We start from the raw sequence: 20,682 nt of genomic DNA on the forward strand, positions 1-20,682 counted from the left end.
TCGAGATCCCGGGTTCGATGCTTGCGCATCGCCCCGGGATGACAGTTTCGATTGCTTTCGCAATCGCAACCGTCACTTCGGTTGCGGCACGATCCGGATATACGGCTTCGGCGCTTTCCAGCCCGCCGGATAGATCGTCTTCGCCTCGTCGTCGGACACCGAGCCCGCGATGATGACGTCCTCGCCCTGTTTCCAGTCGGCCGGCGTGGCGACGCGATGCTTGGCCGTCATCTGCAGGGAATCGATCGCGCGCAGGATTTCCGCGAAGTTGCGGCCCGTGGTCATCGGATAGACCAGCACCAGCTTGATCTTCTTGTCCGGACCGATCACGAACACATTGCGGACGGTCTGGTTGTCGGCTGGCGTGCGCGTGAGCGGATCCCCCGAGGTTGAGGCCGGCAGCATGTCGTAGAGCTTGGAGACGTTGAAATCGATGTCGCCGATCATCGGATAGTTCGGCGCCGCGCCCTGCGTCTCCTTGATGTCCTCGGACCATTTCGAATGCCGGTCGACAGGATCGACGCTCAAGCCCATCAGCTTGACGCCGCGCTTGTCGAACTCCGGCTTCAACTTCGCGAGAGCGCCGAGTTCGGTGGTGCAAACCGGCGTGAAGTCCTTCGGGTGCGAGAACAAAAGCGCCCAGTTGTTGCCAATCCAGTCGTGGAATTTGATTTTCCCTTCCGTGGTCTCAGCTTCGAAATCGGGAGCGGTTGCGCCAATCTGGAGTGCCATGGTTTCACCTCATGTTATTCAAGTTACAGGGAAATTTGCCTTTAACATTATAGGAGTCTGAAGCGGTTAAGTGAACCGGTTAGCGTAAAAGGTGAGATCCTTCTCCGCGAGCCCGGAACTCCTAGCATCTTCTTTTGGTCCGCGCCTCTGCGACGAAAAGAACCGGCGGGCCTGCATTCGATGGTGGAAGCCAGATTTGGGAGCCATCCTTTTGTTTTCACAACCGTTCCGCTTTGTTGCCGTCGCTGCCCCGATATTGCCTTTTATGGCCCGCATCAGGCCCGGTCGCTTTGCACCCGGGAATGCATTGATCTGAACCGTGACCGACGTCACAGCGACCAATTAGCAACCATGTAAAAATCAAGGAATGCGGGTTTCGAATCGTTAACCGCTCGTTCATGGCCCGTATGGAAATGCTGGACTGGAATTGAAATTGAGAAGTGCAACTATGTCTGCCGCGACCACTGACATGTCCCTCCAGCCATCCTGCCGCAAGACCGCCGCTCGTGCGCTCACCATCGTGCGCGACGGTGTGATCACCGGCGAGGGTCCCACGACCAAGGGCCGTATCCATTTCTCCCGTGCACTCGATGCCGATGACGCCGCGTGGTGCGCGCGCATCCTCACCGTGAGCGCCATCGAGCATGAGCCGGTGAGCCGCGCTGAAATCGAAGCGCTGTTCGAAATCAGCGATGCGGCTGCGGAACGTACCGACGACGGCCGTTTCGATGATCTGCTCGCCAAGGCGGTCGCGCACCATGCCGCTTCCGAATCCGGCCTGCCGGTGCCGCCGCGCACCGTGGCGCTGTCGCCGGATACGCCGATCGAGAGCTGGGCGCCGGTGAAGGCCGCCAACATCGACACCAAGGTGCTGGAATGGATCGCCAGCCAGATGCGCGGCAAGCGCCACAGCAACCATCGCCTTGCCGCGCTGGTCGCCACCCTGGTCGGCGCCGCCGCGCTGCCGCTCGCGCAACTGCCGGGCATGCTGGATATGGGGCTGCTGTAGGTTCATCTTGCGATCGTGTTTTTGGAGGCGGCGGGGTCAGTCCCCGCCGTTTTTGTTTTGGGTGTCATGCCGTGCGCATGCGGTGTGTCTATGCTCCGCGGCCCGTCAGCGTCATTGCGAGCGCAGCGAAGCAATCCATCTTTCCAAGGATGAGGTGACAATGGATTGCTTCGCTGCGCTCGCAATGACGAGTGGATGCAGTTTCGCATTCTCGCGGCGCTGATCGCCCGAGGCTTGCTCTTAATTTCCCACCCTCTTGTTCAGAGGGCGCAGGGAAGACCGGGTGCTGGCTGCACCCGAGGTCTCGTGTGCCGTTGCGCATAGAGGAAACGCACACGAGCATACAGGTACAGCGGAAACACTCCGGCCTTCCCTGCGCAATGGCTTTACGGCTTACTTCGTGCTCTCCCCGGAGAACGGCTTTCTTGCCTCCGTCATCGGCGGGACACTTCCCGCCAACTTAACGCCAGCACCGCGGCGCCAGAACCACACGACTTCGCCGTACGTTTCAGGCGCGTACGTCTATCGCGCCATCCGCGTCCATCGCATCTCACCGCGCGTTCGTGACGATGGCCAACGCCCCTCATCTGCGACGAGACGAGCGGAGTTATGCGACTGATTTGCCCTGCAAGTGAAGCGAAATATTTTTGCTTCCGCGGCTTGACACGATTTCGGAAAATCAGAAGTGATTTGGCTGTCGGGCAGAACGTGGCGCCGCGACTTGCGCCACGGCTCGAACTGAAGCTGACATTGCGTTGTGGCCAGGAGCTTCATTTTTGGACCATGCGACAGTGAGAGCCATGGGCGAGGAGTGATATAAGTCACATAAGTCACTCGGCGTTCCTACGTATTGTGATCGCAAAATTCGATGCTAGTGTCGGTTTTCATTGCCGATTTGGAAATTTTCTGATGCGCGCGTTTTTGGGGGTGGTCCTGACGGCCTGGCTGATTTTGCTGGCTGGCCAGCCCGCGTGGGCTGACAAGCGCGTCGCGCTGGTGATCGGCAATTCGTCCTACCGGAACGTGGCCAAACTCAGTAATCCCGCGAATGACGCGGCGGCGGTTGCCGCGATGTTCAAGTCGGCGGGCTTCGACACCGTCGAATCCAAGCTAAATCTGACCGTTGGCGAATTGCGCAAGACGCTGCGCGACTTCGGGGGCAAGAGCCGGGACGCCGATGTCGCCGTTATCTATTACGCTGGCCACGGCATCGAGCTTGATGGCACCAATTATCTCATCCCGGTCGACGCGACGCTTGAGACCGATACAGATGTTCTGGACGAGACGCTGTCGCTGGACCGTGTGCTGGTTGCGGTCGAGCCGGCGAAGCAATTGCGGCTGGTCATCCTCGATGCCTGCAGGGATAATCCGTTCGCCAAAACCATGAAGCGGACGATCGCGTCGCGCGCGATCGGTCGCGGGCTTGCCAAGGTCGAGCCTTCCAGCCCCAACACCATGATCGCGTTTGCCGCGAAGGCCGGATCGACGGCATCCGACGGCGATAGCAAGAACAGTCCGTTTGCGGCGGCCTTGGTCAATCACCTCACAAAGCCCGGCCTCGATCTTCGAAAGGCGTTCGGCTTCGTGCGCGACGATGTCTTGAAGGCAACGGGAAATGCGCAGGAGCCGTTCGTGTACGGCTCGTTGGGCGGCAACGACGTAACGCTGGTGCCTGCCGCGCCTGCCGTTGTCGCTGCGCCGGTCGATCAAGACGCCACGATGCGACGCGACTATGAATTCGCCGACCGGGTGGGGACGAAACCGGTGTGGGATGCCTTCATCGAGAAGTATCCTTCGGGGTTCTTTACCGCGCTTGCCAAGGCGCAGCGTGACAAGCTCGCCGCAGAAGCCGCGCGGATCGAAGCAACCAACAAGGCAAAAGCCGCCCAGGAAGAGCAGGCGCGTTTGGTTGCCGAAGGAGCCAAGGCCGCAGAACAGGCCAGGGCTGCCGAACAAGCCAAGGCCGCCGAGAAAGCCCGCATCGCCGCCGAACAGGCCAAGAAAGCTGAAGAGGCGAAGGTCGCAGAAGCCGAACGTGCGAAGGCCGCTGCCATAGCGAAGGCTGCGGAGGAAGCCAAGGCGGCGGAGGCAGCCAGGGCTTCCGCAGAAGCCAAGGCCGCTGCTGAAAAAAAGGCAAAGGAAGAAAAGCTTGCCGCGCTGACGCCGCCGTCGGACCAATCCGATCAGCCGAGGGCGGTCGATCTTCCTCGCTCGCTCCAGGCCGAACTGCGGCGGGTCGGCTGCAACACCGGCGCGGTCGATGGCAACTGGAATGCGGCCTCGCAGCGGTCGCTCGATCTCTTCAACAAGCACGCTGGCATGAAGCTGGAGGTCAAGGTTGCGAGCGTCGACGCGCTGGATGTCGTCAAGAGCAAGACGACGCGCGTTTGCCCGTTGATCTGCGATCATGGGTTCAAGGTCGATGGCGAGCGATGCACAAAGATTACGTGTCGTGCTGGTTACGAAGTTGGCAACGACAATACGTGCGAAAAGATTGAAGTGAAAAAGCCGGCCGCGAAACGCGATGATCCGAAACGCGACAAGTCAGAGCGCGCTAAGGTCGATGCCGTGCCGTCAAAACCGGAGGCATCAGGTCAGATAATATGCGCACAACAGGGTGGATGCAGACCTGTTGCGAAAGGCTGTCGTTTGGTTTACGGCCCGGTTTTCAGTGGCACCAACAATGTCTGGCAAAACAAAGAGGTGTGCAATTAATGCGCGCCTTTCTGGGCATTGTCTTGACGGCCTGGCTGACTTTGCTGGCTGGCCAGCCCGCGTTTGCCGAGAAGCGCGTCGCGCTGGTGATCGGCAATTCCGCCTACCGGAACGTGGCCAAGCTCAGCAACCCCGCGAACGATGCGGCGGCTGTTGCCGCGATGTTCAAATCGGCGGGATTCGATACCGTCGAATCCAAACTGAACCTGACCGTCGGCGAGTTGCGCAAGACGCTACGCGACTTCGGCAACAGGACCCGCGACGCGGACGTCGCCGTTATCTATTACGCCGGCCACGGCATCGAGCTGGATGGCACCAACTATCTCATTCCGATCGACGCGACGCTCGAGACCGATGCCGATGTGCTGGATGAGACGCTGCCGCTCGATCGTGTGTTGTTTGCTGTAGAGCCGGCTAGGCAATTGCGGCTGGTGATCCTCGATGCCTGCCGAGATAATCCATTCGCAAAAAACATGAAGCGGACGATCGCGTCGCGCGCGATCGGCCGCGGCCTCGCCAAGGTCGAGCCTTCCAGTCCCAACACGATGATCGCCTTTGCCGCGAAGGCCGGATCGACCGCATCGGACGGCGATAGCAAGAACAGCCCGTTCGCAGCGGCGCTGGTCAATCACCTCACCAAGCCGGGCCTCGATCTTCGAAAGGCATTCGGCTTCGTGCGTGACGATGTCTTGAAGGCAACGGGCAATGCGCAGGAACCATTTGTCTATGGTTCGTTGGGCGGCAACGACGTAACGCTGGTGCCTGCCGCACCTGCCGTTGTCGCTGCGCCGGTCGATCAGGACGCCACGATGCGGCGCGACTATGAATTCGCTGACCGGGTCGGGACGAAACCGGTCTGGGATGCCTTCATCGAGAAGTATCCTTCGGGGTTCTTTACCGCGCTTGCCAAGGCGCAGCGCGACAAGCTCGCCGCAGAAGCCGCGCGGATCGAAGCTACCAACAAGGCAAAAGCAGCTCAGGAAGAGCAGGCACGGCTCGCGATCGAAGGCGCCAAGGCCGCTGAACAGGCCAAGGCTGCGGAACAAGCCAAGGCTGCCGAGAAAGCCCGCATCGCCGCCGAACTGAAGAAGAAAGCCGAAGAGACAAAGGTTGCGGAAGCGGAACGAGCAAAGGCTGCTGCCATAGCGAAGGCGGCCGAGGAGGCGAAGGCAGCGGAAGCAGCCAAGATGGCCGCAGAAGCAAAGGTCGCTGCCGAAAAGAAGGCGAGCGAAGAAAAGCTTGCCTCTTTGACGCCGCCGGCGGACCAATCCGATCAGCCGAGGGCGGTCGACCTTCCACGCTCGCTCCAGGCCGAACTGCGACGGGTCGGCTGCAACACCGGCACAGTCGATGGCAACTGGAATGCGGCTTCGCAGCGGTCGCTCGACCTGTTCAACAAGCACGCGGGCATGAAGCTGGAGGTCAAAGTTGCGAGCGTCGATGCGCTCGATGTCGTCAAAAGCAAAACGACGCGCGTTTGTCCGCTGATTTGCGATCATGGCTTTAAAGCCGACGGCGAGCGCTGCATCAAGATCACGTGCCGGGCAGGCTACGAAGTCGGCGACGACAACACTTGCGAAAAGATCGAAGTAAAAAAGCCGACCGCGAAACGTGATGAGCCGAAAGCAAAGGTGGGCGCCCCAGAGCGCGCGAAGGCGGAAGCTGCGCCCTCAAAACCGCAGGCATCGGGACAGATTTTTTGCGACGGCCAGGGATGCCGTCCGGTTCCCAAAGGTTGTTCGCTTAATCCGGGTGGCAATGGCCCGGGTCCTGGTGGAAACCTCAACACGGGAAAGCCGATGACTTGCAATTAAACTAGCACGTAACGCGGAATATGCCTTCGGCTCAAATTCGGCCTACGTGCTGTTCGATTAGGAATCCTGGTGAGGAAAATTTTGTGAAAATCTTCTGCGCAGTATTGCTGGCGGCATTCATATTGGCGGCACAGGCGCCGGCGGCCCGGGCTGGCGTGGTGCTGATCACGCCGGAAGAAGCGCTGCTTCCCACGCCAAAAGGCGTTCATGTGGCTCGCGCCATCACGCGCGGCCCGCGTATCGATCTTGCCGGTCCCGATGCCAAGGAGGCTCGCTCCCCGCTGCGTCTGCAGCTCAAATTTCGGGGATTTGGCGGCGCAACGATCAATCTGGACTCGCTGCGCGTGACTTACATGAAGCTGCCGAATGTCGACTTGACTTCAAGGGTGAGGCCTTTCGTTCAGCCGACTGGTATCGAGATTCCAGACGCGGAAGCACCGCCGGGCGAACATCTGGTCCGCGTGGAAATCCATGATTCAGAAGGACGGCGCACCGTGACGACCTTTCTGCTCAGCGTCGTACACTAGAAGGTCAGGGATGCCGGAAACTTGCTTCTTTTGCAAAACGGAGAAGGATGAGCATGCGCTCGTCTGTCCGGCCTGCGGACGGGATACGGCCGTTCCGTTGCCGCTGGCCGCCGAACATCAGGCGCTGTCGCAAAAGAGAGATCGCTTGCGTGCCGAACTTGTCGAGGTGAAGGCCCGGCTTGCGTCGCGCCGGCGCAGGCCGGTCAGCGCATGAAGGCTGGTCAGGCAAGTCACGCTCGAACCCTTGTCGCGTTCGAATCTTCCACGGGCAGATTGGCCGCCTGATGGAATGCCCTTTCTGCGCCGAGACGATTAAGGACGAAGCACTCGTCTGCAGGCATTGCAGCAGAGATCTCCGTGTCGTGCAGCCGATTGTGATCGAAAACCAGAACCTCGTAGCGGAACTTGACCGGCTCCAGCAGGAGCTGGACCGGGTCAATACGCAACTCGCGTTTTTGGACCGTCCAGTTCGCTTCCTGCTGCGGCATGCGGTGCTCTATGTCTTTATCCCATCCCTTCTGTTGATCGCCGCGCATTTCGTTGTGACGATCCTGCTGGATGTTTCCGCGCTCCACCTGCGGATAGCCTCGGTGATCATCCCGATTCCGTTTGGCGTCATGCTCTACGCCGCCAACAAGATCGGGGTGAGGGGGGCCGTCGGGTTTGGAATCGCCACGGCCTTCCTCAGCGTGACGGCCATGCTGATCACCATCGGATATGTCGATAAGGTGCCGATCCTGCCGGACAGCCCCCGCGAATGGCGCGAGGCCGTTGAATACGCGCTCAGCATCATGCTGGCCTATTTGACGGGAAATCTGCTGGTCATGCTGATCCTTCGTTCGCTGCCGAATGCGATCGCGGCTTCAGGCCGCCCGAGTGCTGTCGCGGTGCGGCTGGCCCGGATGTTTGGTCAGCATGTGGGGCCGGACGTCATGCGCCGACGGGCGCGTCGGATTCAGGAACTGATTAAGACCCTTGGCCCGCTTGCTGGTCTGGTGGCAACAGCCGGCGGGTCAATTTACACCGGCTTAAAAGGGGTACTGGGACACTGATAGGGCAAGTCAGGGGTTTAAATCTCACCCCGGCATCCCCATATAGACCTGATGGCACAATGGAAATCGTCAACCACGCGGCAACCATCGATGACAAAGGATGAGTTGCGCCAGATGCTGACCGAGGCGGTGCGCAATACGCAGCCAATCGCGGATCACAAGCCGAAACGCGCCCCGGAGGCCGAGGACGATCAGTCCTAGCTAACCGCCGCTCATTCGCAATAGCCAAGAAACACACCAGGCGCAGTGGCTAATGTCGATCCCGACAGCCTGACCTAATCGAACGCTCAAAAAAGGAATAGCGGATGCGGAAAGCTGCCAAGCCCACCGAACAAGAGATCATCGAGGGGCCGCAAGCGGTGTCATTTCAGATCGCGAACGGAATAGCGCGGCAGCGCTGCGTTCTGCAAACCGAGCTGCCGACCAAGGCTCTGGCGCAAAAATTTCTTCTCGCAAATTGGCCTGTTATCGAAAAGATGGCGCGCGACGCGCTCGAGGCCGGAAAGCTTGAAGACGGCCAGATCAAACTCGTCATGGCGGCCTGAGCAGTTCATTATCAACACCAATTTTGGATTTACAGGACAAGTCATGCTGAAAGATCGCGAGAATATTCTGAATGCGCTCCGCGAAAAGCCGCTCAAGGCCTACCAAATCATGCGACGTGCCAATCTCCCCAATGAGGAAGCCTGCCAATCCCTGCTTCTGAAGATGCGCGACGAAGGCCTCGTGAAGTTCGATATCCATAAGGGTCATTGGCTCATCGGGTAGCCAGATACATGCGGCGGGGTTATTTCCCCGTCGCCTCCCGGTTAGTTTTGCTCTGCGACAGGATTGTTACATTTGTGCGGAACCGGCCTCCGAGTCGCGGAGCATTGGCCGGGGCCGGCAAATCCTGTTTGGAAACACATGGAAACATTGGAGCCTGACGTCGTTCTTCGATGGAAGGAGGCCCGCCATGAGCAAGTTTCATGAGAAGGTCGAGGCTCAGACCAAGCAGATCATCGGGCAGATGATCGGCGACGACCTGCTGGTCCGGGAAGGCAGGGAGCAACATCGGCAAGCGACGGAGCCCGAACCGACTGATCCCGTATCGTCCGATGGCAGCGATGATCAGGGCATCGTCCGTGATCAGCGGGGACAGGAGCAACCCAAGGACAAGGAGCGTGCCCAGCGCGTGAGCCGGGTCGACCGCGGCGGCGATCCGCCTGGAAAGAAGCCTTCAGGCAACCGCTAAATAAAGCAATCGCTAAACAAGAAGAGAAGAGGCGGTGTTGGACCGACTCTTCTCCAATGCCCGTTGTTAGCTACTGACAGATATGGCGCCGGCCGTCTCCACCGATGAATGTCGTTCCAGGTTGACAGACGAAGCCGCTATTGTAGTAGCGCGGCCCGTAGCCATAATTGTAGGCGTAGACGTCGTTTCGGAACGGCGCTGTCGCAATCGCGCCGGCCGTGCCAATCGCGCCTCCAACTATTTCACCCGGCCAGAATCCGCTGTGGCGGTGATAAACCCGGTCCTGGGTTTGCGGCTTACGGATGGCATCTGACCGTCCGTGAGCATCCTGCGCCAGTGCCGGCGCCGCGACCGCAGTCGAAAGAACCGCAGCTGCAGCTAGGAGCTTCAAGTTCATGAGTTGTCTCCGTTGCACTTATAGGGGCCAACCGGAGGCGCCTGCGACCGTTCCGATATCGTGATCGGTTCGCTTCAAACGGATGTGAGGTTTCAGTTCCAGTTTTGCCAAGGCGCTCAATCAGCAAAGGCACCATGGTTTCGCAGCCGGGCAGTCGGGCATTTTTCGCGCACTGAAATCCATCGATGCTCGCGGTCGTGAGCTGGGGCGATCCCGGCTCTTCGGGAACGATGCCCGAAGCGCCAGCAGCGCTTCGACGCAAGAAGAGGCCCGACCTCGGCATCGCCCTGATCGATCTTGCGGCCGGGAGCGGGTAACGCCTCCGACGAACGCCTTTAGGAACCAATTCATTCGGTCCCATGTTGTCAGCCCATGCTCTTCGGCGCCCAGGCAGCACCTTGGCAATCTGTTTCGACTTCCGGCGCAGAGTCTCATAGCTCCCGCTGGAGTTCGAGACCGTAGGGAAGCACGGCAGCAAAACGATCGCCGAGGTAGTAGTTTCGCGGGTCGAACAAATTATTTGCGCGCCGGGCGCCAGCGTAAGCAAACGTTTAGCCGCTGCCCGTAAAATGCCGGCATCAACTTCTGCATTTAACCTCTGGTTAGTCATGCGCCTTCTGCCGATGAAAGAGCCGGATAGGTCCTGGCGGTCGATCAAGGGCCAGTGGAAGAAGGACGCCGAAAGCGTCGGCGAGGACTTTTCGACCTTTTCGACGGGAAGCTATGCGGCCTATGACGGGTTGACCAAGGAAGGCGATCACCCGAGCCTGTACTGCCTGTCAGACGGCGAGCGCATCCATGCGGCCTGCCAGGTCAGCCGCCTGATGATGAGCAAATTTCCGGATCCCATCCTCCGCGCGCGCTTTATCGTGGTGTCGCCGGTTTACGAACTCGGCATCGCCGATGCCGGTCAGTACGCCCAGACGATGGTTGCGCTGTTCTCGGGCATCGTATGGCTGTCGAGGGATACGATGTCGGCGAGCCACATCCGGTTTTTCCTGCGCAGTCCCGGAGACTCGCAGTTCCTTGCGGCGCTGCAGGCGTCGACGCCGGGCTCGCTGTTTTCGAAGTTCACGATCGACGGGGCGCTGATCGAGTGCAGTCTCAAGGAAGACGAGATGGCGGAATCCGCCTGATTCCGCGGCCGCTTTAACCTCCCGATAACTCATTTTGCTAACGCCGCCTTGGCTTGTGGTCCCTACAACACGCGCCTGTTGAGGGGCAGCGAAAATGCTGAATATTCCGTCGGACGACGTTATCGCGGAGAGCCAGCCGCTGTTTGGTCGCGGCATGCCGTGGCGGATCAGGCTGAGCGCGATCCAGTGGCTGATCCTGAGTGCCGCAGGGCTCGTGGTCGCGATCATGCTCGGCACCGGCTATTTCGCCATGCAATACCGCGAGCGGGCGCTGGAAGTCGCCGAGCGCGAACTCAACAACAGCGCGCTCTTGCTGTCACGGCATTTCGACCAGCAATTGAACGATCTCCAGCATGTGCATGAGGACGTCGTATCCGGCATGCGGGCCGACGGGGTCGATACGCCGGAAGAATTCGAACAGAGAATGTCGACCTTAAGCGCGCACGAGATGCTGCGCAGCAAGCTTTCGGCGCTACCCCATGTCGGCGCGCTGAACCTGTGGGACGTCAAGGGATGGCTGATCAATTCCTCCGAGATGTGGCCGGTCCCCGATCTCAGCATCGCGGACCGTCAGTACTTCAAGGAGTTCACGTCGGGAAAGCCGACCACCGATGTGATCGTCGAGCCGGTCGTCAGCAAGGTGACGAGGAACTGGACTACGTTATTTGCGCGCAAGATCGTCGGCCGCAATGGCGAGATCATCGGATTTGCCAGCCGCGGCGTCGAACCGTCGCATTTCGAGGCCTTTGTCGGATCGCTGGAGCTCAACAGCGATACCGCGATCTCGATGATTCACCGCAACGGCACCATCATTGCGCGTTATCCGAAGGACGACAGGCTGATCGGCTTCAATGTCGCCGGAAGCGAAGCCTTTCAACGCGCGCTGGCCGTGGATGGCAATATATCCGGGCGCTTCACCAGCGCGAGGCTGGCGGAAGACAAGGTCGGCGCGGTCAAGTCGCTCATGCACTTCCCGATCCTGATCGTGGCGACCACCCGAACGGAGGCTGCGTTGGCCGACTGGCGGGCGCAGACCAGACTGCAATTCTTCGCGGCCGCGCTGGCGATCATCGTCGTGATCGGCATGGTCTTCCTGATCGTGCGCCAGCTCCGCCGCCAGCATGCCGCCGCGCAGCGCAAGCTTTCGGAGAAGAGCCAGCATCTCGACACCGCCATCAACAACATGACGCAGGGCCTGCTGCTGTTCGATTCCTCGGGCCGTCTCGTGATCTGCAACCGGCGCTATATCGATATGTTCGGGCTCTCGCCGGAAGTCGTCAAACCCGGCTGTCATCTGCGCGACCTGATCCGGCACCGTCAGGAACGCGGCTCCTTTCTCGGCGACGTCGACGCCTATTGCGAACGCTTCCTCGATCCCAACGGCAGTCTCGTTCAGGACACCGTGACCTCGACGCCGGATGGACGCACGATCCGGCTGATCTTCAAGCGGTCGGCGGACGGCGGCTGGGCCGCGACGCTGGAAGACGTTACCGAAGGCCGACGCGACCAGGCCAGGATCGAACATCTCGCCCATTACGACGCGCTGACCAATCTGCCGAACCGGACCCTGTTCCAGCGCCATGCGGAGGGGCTGCTGCTGGAAACGGAGGGCCACGAGTTCGCGATTCTCTATATCGACATCGACGAGTTCAAACGCATCAATGACACGCTGGGACATCTGATCGGCGACGAGTTCCTGAAGGGCGTGGCGGAGCGGTTGCGCCAGTCGGTCGGCGCTGAGGATTTCATCGCCCGCCTCGGCGGGGACGAATTCGCTATCCTTCAGCACGGCATCGAGAGCGCCGAGGACGTTCGCGCGCTGGTCGCGCGGATCTATCAGGCGCTGCGTACCCCGTTCGACTGCCATGGCCATCAGCTTTCCAGCGATGCCAGCATCGGCATCGCGATTGCCCCGCGCGACGGCTCGGACCTTTTCGATCTCCTGAAGAACGCCGATCTCGCAATGTATGCGGCGAAGGCCGCCGGCCGCAGGACCTATCGCTTCTTCGATCCGGAGATGGAGCAGCAGGCCAATCATCGACGCGAGCTGGAGGCAGACTTGCGCGAGGCGCTGGTGCAGGGCGGGTTTGAACTGCACTATCAGCCGCAGGTCGATCTGAGCGGCGACGGCGTCACTGGCTGTGAGGCGCTATTGCGCTGGCGGCATCCGGTGCGCGGCATGATCTCGCCTGCCGACTTCGTGCCGGTCGCCGAGGAGACCGGCCTGATCGAGGAGATCGGGCAATGGGTGTTGCGCACCGCCTGTGCCGAAGCCGCAGTCTGGCCGGCTCATGTCCGAATCGCCGTCAACGTCTCGCCGATCCAGTTCCGGTCGGAAACGCTGTCGATGAAAGTCGCCGCTGCCCTTGCCGAGACGGGACTTGACCCGCGCCGGCTGGAGCTGGAGATCACGGAAGCCGTCCTGATCGCGGACGACGACGCGGCGCTGGCGACGCTGAACCAGCTCCGCGCGCTCGGCATTCATATCGCGCTCGACGATTTCGGCACCGGCTATTCCTCGCTGCAATATCTGCAGCGCTTCCCGTTCGACAAGATCAAGATCGACCGCTCCTTCGTCAAGGAAGTGACGCGCAATTCCTCGTCGGCCTCGATCATCCGCGCGGTGGTCAGCATCGCCGCCGACCGCAACATGATCACCACGGCCGAAGGCGTCGAGACGTTGCAGCAGCGCGAGACCGTGCAGCGTCTCGGATGCACGCAGATGCAGGGTTATCTGTTCAGCGCCGCGCGCCCTGCGCAGGAAATCCGCGCGCTCTTGGCATCGGGGGAGGCCGGCGTCGAAGCCGCGGCGTGAGGCGTATATGTCCTAACGGCGCGCCTCGGAAATCGCCTTCCTGAGAATTCGCGACAGCAGTTCCACCGAATAGGGTTTCTGGATCAGCTCGAAGCCGCGATGGGCGCTCTCCGCCAGCACGTTGCTGTAGCCGCTAGTCAGGACCACGGGCAGGCCGGGATAGCGTTCGCGCACGATGCCGGCGAGCTCGACGCCGTTCATCCCGGGCATGATGACGTCGGAAAACACCAGGTCGGCGGAAAACTCGTCCTCGGCCAGGATTGCGAGCGCGGCGTCCGCGCTGGCGACACGGCGCACGGTGTAGCCGAGATCTTCCAACAGCTCGGTGGAGAACTGGCCGACGTCGTCATTGTCCTCAACGACCAGGACGCGGTAGCCGCGGCCGCGGGCCGCGGGCTCGCTGGCGGTCGCGGCGGCTTCGCTCGTATCGGCCGGCACCGCGGCCTGCGGCAGGTAGATCGTAAACGTCGCGCCCCGGCCGGGCTCACTTGCAACTGCGATATCGCCGTCGGATTGCTTGGCAAAACCGAACGCCTGGCTCAGCCCGAGGCCGGTGCCCTTGCCGACTTCCTTGGTGGTGAAGAACGGCTCGAAGATCGTCTCGAGCAGGGCAGGGGCAATGCCGCAGCCGGTGTCGGTCACGGTGATGGCGACGAAGTCACCGCTGCGGGCGGGCTGGGCACGCAGCGGCGGAATCGCATCCACCTTGCGGACCTGAATGGTCAGCCGGCCCTCGCTGTCCATGGCATCGCGGCTGTTGACGGCGAGATTCATCAGCGCGGTTTCGAATTGCGCGACGTCGGCGATTGCGAAGCAATTGAGATCGGCGATTTCGACGTCGATCCTGATCCGGGCACCGACGAGGGGGCGGATCAATTGTGCGACGGACTCGACCTGGGTGCCGACGTTGAACACCTGCGGCTTGAGCGGCTGCCTGCGGGCGAACGCCAGCAATTGTCCGGTCAGCTTGGAGGCGCGCTCCACCGTCTCGGCGATCGCGTCGATATAGCGCCGTCGACGCTCTTCCGGCAACTCGCGGCGGCGCAGGAAATCGGTCGCGGAGCGGATGATGGTCAACAGGTTGTTGAAATCGTGCGCCACGCCGCCGGTCAACTGTCCGACCGCTTCCATCTTCTGCGACTGGCGCAGCGCTTCCTCGCCCTGGCGGCGCTCGGTGACGTCGATGGCCTCCGGCACTGCCCCGATGACGGCGCCGTGCCGGTCGTGCAGCGGGCGCATCGCGAAATCGAAATAGCGGTCGCCGATCGGCAGGTGCAGCAGCATTTCGATCCTGGCCTCTTCGCCCTGCATGACCGTGATGAAGGCGTCGCGGACGGCGTCGCGCATGCCGGAGGTCGCGGCAAACCATGGCGTTTCCCAGAATGGCTGGCCGACCACCGCGCCGGCGTCGGCGCGGATGCCGTCCAACGCCGTCCTGTTGGCATAGAGCACCTCGCCGTGCTGGTTGAGCAACGCCTGATATTGATGGCTGGTCTCGAAGATCGCCCGCATCTGGGCTTCGCTGGATTCGAGCTGCGCCGTCCGCTCGGTGATCCGCAGTTCGAGAATTTCGTTCAGCCGGCGCAGATCGTGCTCGGCCTGCTTGGCCGAGGTGACGTCGTGGGCAACGCCGATGAAGCCGATGTGCTTGCCGGTCGGATCCCAGCGCGGTTGGGATTCCGAGCGTAGCCACCGCCATTCGCCGTCGGCGCGCTGATAACGGGCCTCCAGCACGAACGGCTTGAGCGATGCTTCGCCTGCGACGGATTCCTGGACGACGCGCGCGACGTCGTCCGGATGCAGCCTTTTGCGCCAGTCGAACACAATGGCTTCCTCGAACGGCAGTCCAAGGAAATCGACATAGGCCTGGTTGGCGAAGGAACGCGTGCGGTCGAGCTTGGTGACCCAGATCGGCACCGGCGCGCTGTTGGCGATCAGGCGGAAGCGTTCCTCGCTTTCGCGCAAGGTTTCCTGCGCCAGCATCTGATCGGTGACGTCGCAATCGGCGCCGACGAGGCGCAGCGCGCGGCCGTCGGCCTCGCGCTCGATCTTGGCGACGACGCGGATCCAGCGGACCACGCCGTCGTTCGGCCGCACGATGCGGTATTCGGCCGAATAATCCTCGCTCTGGCTTTTCAATACGCCGAACAGATGCTGGACCGTTTGCTCGCGATCCTCGGGATGGATTCGACTGACCCATTCCTCGTAGGTCTCGTTGGCCGCCTCGGGTGGCAGCCCGTGAACGATAAGATATTCGGGGGAGCGGCGGTTCTTGACGCCGTCACGGAAATCGATTTCGAGGCCGCCGACGCCGGCAATGCGCTGGATCCGCGCCAGCTCCGCTTCGCGCTCCTGCAAAGCACGATGAGCACTGTCGCGCTCGCTTGCGATTTCCTGCAGATATTGCCGCAAGCGCTCGGCGGCGGCAGCTTCAGGCAGGAGGTTCGTCGTGTCGGAAGGTGTCATGCGTGCCGGCAACCTCTGCCGGCACTTTCACACAAGAGCCGGCGCGTTTGCCAGCCTCATTTGCTCTTGGTGGTTGACCGGCAGTTATAGGCCCGGCGGAACCCGGCGGCCTGCGCATCTTCCTCGGAACAGAACCAGCGATCGGGCTGGGTCAGTCCCGGATAGGAGCGGCATGCCTGCAGATGGTAGATGCCGAGGTTCCCGGTGACGCGCGCGCGTACCGCGTACTTGCCCTTGATGTTGCAACTCGCCGGCATCACGAGATCCTCGGGGAACAGCGCCTCACGGATTTCGCGATCGCGATCGGCGCGGCACGCGGCGCCGAGCAGGGGGCCATCTTTCTTCCCGGCGCGGAACTCGCGCGGCGCGACGAAGCAGCCTTTCCAGAGTCCCTGGCGGTCATCCTTGGCGCGCGCCTCGTCCACCGTGAAGCGCCCGCTGGCGGAGGCCTCGACATTCAGGGCAAATCCCTTGCGGACCAGCAACTGGCTGAGACTTGTGGTGTCTCCCTCGATCTTGCACACGCCGATGCGCCGTTTCTTGAAGGTGGGGTCGGGACCCAGATCGTCGCAGCGGACCTGTTTGCCGCCGATCAACTTGGTCAGTTGATCGCGCGCCTCGATCCCGCAGGTCCAGCTATCGGCGTGTTCGTCGATGCAGAGCTGATCGGCGGCCGGGACATCGATGCCGTCGAGGCGGTAGGTGACATTGCTGAGCTGAAGTGTGCTGCCATCCCGCACGATGGCAGTGGCAGCCAAACTCTGGCTGGCTGGAAGGACAATCGACAGCAACGCCGCAACCAGAATAATTCGTGACCGCATCTGATTCATTTCAAATCAATTCCACACCCGCCGCAGCCTTCTAGCATAAGCTGATGTGATTGAACCAAGATGCCGGCGCTAATGGCGCAAGCGAAGCAGGTTGGGGAAAGTCGCGAGCGCAGTTGCGACCAGACGACAACGGCCCATTGACTTCATAGGAACAAAATAAGAACATGGGCCACTCGCTCAACACGGATTATTGCCATGTCGTCCTCTTCACAGCCGAAGTCCGAAGAGAGCGATGAGCTGGAAGCCGCTGTAGATCAGGCGATTTCTGCCTGTGGTGGGGATATGAGGGCGACGATCCGCGCGTTGATCGTGGCCAACGAATATCTGGAATCCGAGGTCGGCGAGCTGATGAAGGCGGTATCCCATGCCTATGCGCGGGGCCGCTTCAACTCCTATTCCGGCTGAATTACCGCCAGGCGGCACCGCGAAGCCGGTACGAGACCGTTGCCTCCATCGATTTTTGCTGTACGACGGGTGTGTTACCCGCGTCCCGCATGTCTCATTGCGGGGGAGGATCCCGCCCAAAGCTCAAGCAAGAAGAACATGTTCAAGAGAATTCTGATCGCAAATCGCGGCGAGATCGCCTGCCGGGTCATCAAGACTGCGCGCCGAATGGGGATCGAGACGGTCGCGGTGTATTCCGAGGCCGACCGCGACGCGCTCCACGTCGAAATGGCTGACAAGGCCGTGCTGATCGGCCCGCCGGCGGCGGCCGAGAGCTATCTGTTGATCGACCGGATTATCGACGCCTGCCGCAAGACCGGCGCAGAGGCGGTGCATCCGGGTTATGGCTTTCTTTCCGAGCGCGAGGCGTTTCCGCGCGAACTCGCCAAGGCGGGCATCGTCTTCATCGGCCCCAATCCCGGCGCCATTGCCGCGATGGGTGACAAGATCGAATCCAAGAAGGCCGCCGCGAAGGCAAAAGTCTCGACCGTGCCGGGACATCTCGGTGTGATCGAGGACGAAAAGCACGCGGTGAAGATCGCCGACGAGATCGGCTACCCCGTGATGATCAAGGCCTCCGCCGGCGGCGGCGGCAAGGGCATGCGGATCGCGCATTCGAAGAAGGAAGTCGCCGAGGGCTTCAACCTCGCCAAGGCGGAAGCGAAATCCTCGTTCGGCGACGACCGCGTCTTCGTCGAAAAGTTCATCGTCGATCCGCGCCACATCGAGATACAGGTGCTCGGCGACAAGCATGGCAATGTGATCCATCTTGGCGAGCGCGAATGTTCGATCCAGCGCCGTAATCAGAAGGTCATCGAGGAAGCGCCGTCGCCGCTGCTCGATGAGACCACCCGCCGCAAGATGGGTGAGCAGGCGGTGGCACTGGCGAAGGCGGTGAATTACGATTCGGCCGGCACCGTCGAATTCGTCGCCGGCCAGGACAAGAGCTTTTACTTCCTGGAGATGAACACCCGTCTGCAGGTCGAGCATCCCGTCACCGAACTCGTCACGGGCATCGACCTGGTCGAGCAGATGATCAGGGTCGCAGCCGGCGAGAAGCTTTCCATCGCTCAGAAGGATGTCACGCTGACCGGCTGGGCCGTGGAATCGCGCGTCTATGCCGAGGATCCGTTCCGCAACTTCCTGCCGTCGATCGGCCGGCTGGTGAAATACCGGCCGCCGGCTGAAGCGAGCCAGGACGGCGTCACCATCCGCAACGACACCGGTGTGCAAGAGGGCGGCGAGATCTCGATCCATTACGATCCGATGATTGCCAAGCTCGTGACGCACGCGCCGTCACGAGCCGCCGCGATCGAGGCACAGGCCACGGCGCTCGACGCGTTCTACGTCGACGGCATCCGTCACAACATTCCGTTCCTGTCAGCGCTGATGAACCATCCGCGCTGGCGCGAGGGCAAACTTTCCACCGGCTTCATATCAGAGGAATTTCCAAAAGGGTTTTCGGCGCATCCGCCGGAAGGCGAGATCGCGCGGCGGTTGGCCGCCGTGGGTGCCGCGATCGATCACGTGCTCGGCGAGCGCAAGCGCCAGATTTCCGGTCAGTTGACCGGCCGCCTGGTGCAGCGTGAACGCCGGCGCGCGGTGTGGCTCGGCCGCGACGAAATCGCGCTGGACGTGGCACGCGAGGCCGACGGCATCGCGGTGCGTTTCATCGGCGCCGATGGCATGCCGGGCAATCCGCACAACCTGATCTCGGCCTGGACGCCGGGCGAGCCGGTCTGGCACGGCACCATCGACGGCCACTTGGTCGCAATGCAGGTACGCGCAATCCCGAACGGCTTCCGCCTCGCGCACCAGGGCTTTGAAGTTGCAGTCAACGTCTTCACCGAAAGCGAGGCTGCCGCCGCACGGCTGATGCCGGTGAACTCGGCCGCCGACACCGGCAAGAAGCTGCTGTGCCCGATGCCCGGGCTCGTGGTGTCGATTGCGGTCGCCGAAGGGCAGGAGGTCAAGTCCGGCGAGACATTGGCCGTGGTCGAGGCGATGAAGATGCAGAACGTGCTGCGCGCCGAACGCGACGGCACCGTGAAGAAAATCCATGCCGCCGCCGGCGCGACACTGGCGGTGGACGCGCTGATTTTGGAGTTTGCGTAGACGCAACCCCTGTCATTGCGAGCGCAGCGAAGCAATCCATCGTGCGGCAAAGGAAGTGTGGATTGCTTCGTCGCTGCGCTCCTCGCAATGACGAATGAGGAGCCTCCTGATGGCTTTCCGCAAACGCCGTGAAGCTCTGCGTTCCATCCTCGCCGGCTCCACCTGCATCCGGCCAGGATCGGTCTATGACGCGACTTCGATCCGCATTGCGGAAGACCTCGGCTTCGAACTGGGCATGTTCGGCGGCTCGGTGGCCTCGCTGGCCGTTCTCGGCGATCCCGATATTGCGCTGATCACGCTGACGGAGCTGGCCGAGCAGATGCGGCGGATGTCGCGCGCTTCGACACTGCCGGTATTGGTCGACGCCGACCACGGCTACGGCAATGCGCTCAATGTCCGCCGTACCGTGCAGGAACTCGAGGCTGCCGGCGCTGCTGGCCTCACGATCGAGGATACACTCTTGCCGCAGGCATTCGGGCAGGCTGGAACGCAATTGATTCCGCTGGAGGAGGGCGTCGGCAAGATGAAGGCCGCGCTTGATGGCCGCAGCGATCCCTCGCTGGTCATCATGGGCCGCACCGGCGCCGTGTCCGTCACCGGACTTGACGACGCCATTGGACGAGCGAGGGCGTATGAGGCCACCGGCGTCGATGCGCTGTTCTTCACGGGCATCAAGAGCCGGGGCGAGCTGGAAGCGATTTCCGCCGCGACGAGATTGCCGATCGTGCTCGGTGGTGCGCCCGAGGACATGACGGCGCTGGATTATCTCGCCGGTCAGCGCGTGCGGATCGCGTTGCAGGGCCACGCGCCATTCGCCGCCGCCACGCAGGCCGTCTACCAGACGCTGAAGGCGTTGCGTGAGGGAACCTCGCCGAAAAATTTGAACAGCCTTGCATCTGCCGAGTTGACCAGCCGGGCCATGCGCGATGCCGAAATAAAGGCGCGCGCTGGCGCATTTCTCGGGTTGAAGAATAAATGAGCGATGCAATTCGTCATGTCACAATAAGCGGCCGGGTGCAGGGCGTCGGCTATCGCGCCTGGGTCGACGACACGGCACGGGCGCGCGATCTCGAAGGCTGGGTGCGCAACCGCAGGGACGGCCGTGTCGAGGCGTTGTTCGCAGGTCCCGCGGAGCCGGTGACCGCGATGATCTCGGCTTGCCGGCGAGGGCCGTCATCGGCCCGGGTCGAGGCGGTACAGGACGACGCCGGCAATCCCGAGATGCTGAAGCTGCGGCGCGCAGGAGAGCGGTTCTCGGTGCTGCCGACGATATAACGTCGGTGCCTGTTTGAACTGGGGCCCGCTCTCGGAGCCTCCGAGCTTGACCGACCGAGTCGCCAATGGCCTCTTCGAAGATCGAACGCGCAGAGCAGATATCAATTATCCGACTGGGTGG

The 20,682-nt window shown here is 61.6% G+C and carries 18 protein-coding genes; 14 read left to right on the top strand and 4 right to left on the bottom strand.

Going from position 1 to position 20,682, the window contains the following annotated elements; all coding sequences use genetic code 11:
• Positions 1 to 72: 72 nt before the first annotated feature.
• Positions 73 to 732, bottom strand: a complete 660-nt coding sequence (locus tag V1292_RS21620) for a peroxiredoxin (protein WP_065728902.1) — start codon at positions 730 to 732, stop codon at positions 73 to 75.
• A 469-nt stretch (positions 733 to 1,201) separates the two neighbouring features.
• Between V1292_RS21620 and V1292_RS21625 the strand changes: the two genes are divergently transcribed.
• From V1292_RS21625 to V1292_RS21660, 8 genes are all read left to right on the top strand, one after another.
• A complete protein-coding gene (locus tag V1292_RS21625; protein ID WP_442895546.1) occupies positions 1,202 to 1,741 on the top strand; it encodes a hypothetical protein in 540 nt (179 codons plus the stop codon).
• A 909-nt stretch (positions 1,742 to 2,650) separates the two neighbouring features.
• Entirely contained in the window at positions 2,651 to 4,456 is a 1,806-nt protein-coding gene (locus tag V1292_RS21630; protein ID WP_334374692.1) for a caspase family protein, read from the top strand.
• Entirely contained in the window at positions 4,456 to 6,270 is a 1,815-nt protein-coding gene (locus V1292_RS21635) for a caspase family protein (RefSeq protein WP_334374694.1), read from the top strand. Before V1292_RS21630 ends, V1292_RS21635 begins: the two co-directional genes overlap by 1 nt.
• A 104-nt stretch (positions 6,271 to 6,374) precedes the next feature.
• A complete protein-coding gene (locus V1292_RS21640; protein WP_334374695.1) occupies positions 6,375 to 6,797 on the top strand; it encodes a hypothetical protein in 423 nt (140 codons plus the stop codon).
• 362 nt (positions 6,798 to 7,159) lie between these two features.
• Positions 7,160 to 7,849: a hypothetical protein gene (locus V1292_RS21645; protein WP_334374696.1), complete on the top strand. Its 690-nt coding sequence runs from the start codon at positions 7,160 to 7,162 to the stop codon at positions 7,847 to 7,849.
• Positions 7,850 to 8,154: 305 nt separating this feature from the next.
• Positions 8,155 to 8,394: a hypothetical protein gene (locus tag V1292_RS21650; RefSeq protein WP_334374697.1), complete on the top strand. Its 240-nt coding sequence runs from the start codon at positions 8,155 to 8,157 to the stop codon at positions 8,392 to 8,394.
• Positions 8,395 to 8,437: 43 nt separating this feature from the next.
• Complete coding sequence (locus tag V1292_RS21655) at positions 8,438 to 8,617, top strand: hypothetical protein (protein ID WP_334377240.1); 180 nt, start codon at positions 8,438 to 8,440, stop codon at positions 8,615 to 8,617.
• A 187-nt stretch (positions 8,618 to 8,804) separates the two neighbouring features.
• Positions 8,805 to 9,083: a hypothetical protein gene (locus tag V1292_RS21660; protein WP_334374699.1), complete on the top strand. Its 279-nt coding sequence runs from the start codon at positions 8,805 to 8,807 to the stop codon at positions 9,081 to 9,083.
• Between the two features lie 70 nt (positions 9,084 to 9,153).
• On the opposite strand, the gene V1292_RS21665 is transcribed toward V1292_RS21660, so the two are convergent.
• Complete coding sequence (locus V1292_RS21665; protein WP_334374700.1) at positions 9,154 to 9,480, bottom strand: hypothetical protein; 327 nt, start codon at positions 9,478 to 9,480, stop codon at positions 9,154 to 9,156.
• 608 nt (positions 9,481 to 10,088) lie between these two features.
• On the opposite strand from V1292_RS21665, the gene V1292_RS21670 reads away from it, so the two are divergent.
• Complete coding sequence (locus V1292_RS21670; protein ID WP_334374701.1) at positions 10,089 to 10,616, top strand: hypothetical protein; 528 nt, start codon at positions 10,089 to 10,091, stop codon at positions 10,614 to 10,616.
• Between the two features lie 94 nt (positions 10,617 to 10,710).
• Complete coding sequence (locus V1292_RS21675) at positions 10,711 to 13,431, top strand: bifunctional diguanylate cyclase/phosphodiesterase (RefSeq protein WP_334374702.1); 2,721 nt, start codon at positions 10,711 to 10,713, stop codon at positions 13,429 to 13,431.
• A gap of 12 nt (positions 13,432 to 13,443) precedes the next feature.
• On the opposite strand, the gene V1292_RS21680 is transcribed toward V1292_RS21675, so the two are convergent.
• Together V1292_RS21680 and V1292_RS21685 are read right to left on the bottom strand one after the other, a co-directional pair.
• Positions 13,444 to 15,897, bottom strand: a complete 2,454-nt coding sequence (locus V1292_RS21680; RefSeq protein ID WP_442895547.1) for a PAS domain S-box protein — start codon at positions 15,895 to 15,897, stop codon at positions 13,444 to 13,446.
• Positions 15,898 to 15,953: 56 nt separating this feature from the next.
• Positions 15,954 to 16,727 (bottom strand): thermonuclease family protein, encoded by a 774-nt coding sequence (locus V1292_RS21685; protein WP_442895548.1) that lies wholly within the window; start codon positions 16,725 to 16,727, stop codon positions 15,954 to 15,956.
• 195 nt (positions 16,728 to 16,922) lie between these two features.
• On the opposite strand from V1292_RS21685, the gene V1292_RS21690 reads away from it, so the two are divergent.
• The 4 genes from V1292_RS21690 (at position 16,923) to V1292_RS21705 (ending at position 20,561) form a co-directional block, all read left to right on the top strand.
• On the top strand, positions 16,923 to 17,132 hold the full coding sequence (locus V1292_RS21690; RefSeq protein ID WP_334374705.1) for a hypothetical protein: 210 nt from the start codon (positions 16,923 to 16,925) through the stop codon (positions 17,130 to 17,132).
• 138 nt (positions 17,133 to 17,270) lie between these two features.
• On the top strand, positions 17,271 to 19,286 hold the full coding sequence (locus V1292_RS21695) for an acetyl/propionyl/methylcrotonyl-CoA carboxylase subunit alpha (protein WP_334374706.1): 2,016 nt from the start codon (positions 17,271 to 17,273) through the stop codon (positions 19,284 to 19,286).
• A gap of 109 nt (positions 19,287 to 19,395) precedes the next feature.
• Complete coding sequence (locus V1292_RS21700; RefSeq protein ID WP_334374707.1) at positions 19,396 to 20,265, top strand: isocitrate lyase/PEP mutase family protein; 870 nt, start codon at positions 19,396 to 19,398, stop codon at positions 20,263 to 20,265.
• On the top strand, positions 20,262 to 20,561 hold the full coding sequence (locus V1292_RS21705; RefSeq protein ID WP_334374708.1) for an acylphosphatase: 300 nt from the start codon (positions 20,262 to 20,264) through the stop codon (positions 20,559 to 20,561). The genes V1292_RS21700 and V1292_RS21705 overlap by 4 nt, the downstream gene beginning before the upstream one ends.
• Positions 20,562 to 20,682 lie beyond the last annotated feature (121 nt).

The sequence above is a fragment of the Bradyrhizobium sp. AZCC 1719 genome (genome assembly GCF_036924525.1).
Classification (GTDB): Bacteria; Pseudomonadota; Alphaproteobacteria; order Rhizobiales; family Xanthobacteraceae; genus Bradyrhizobium.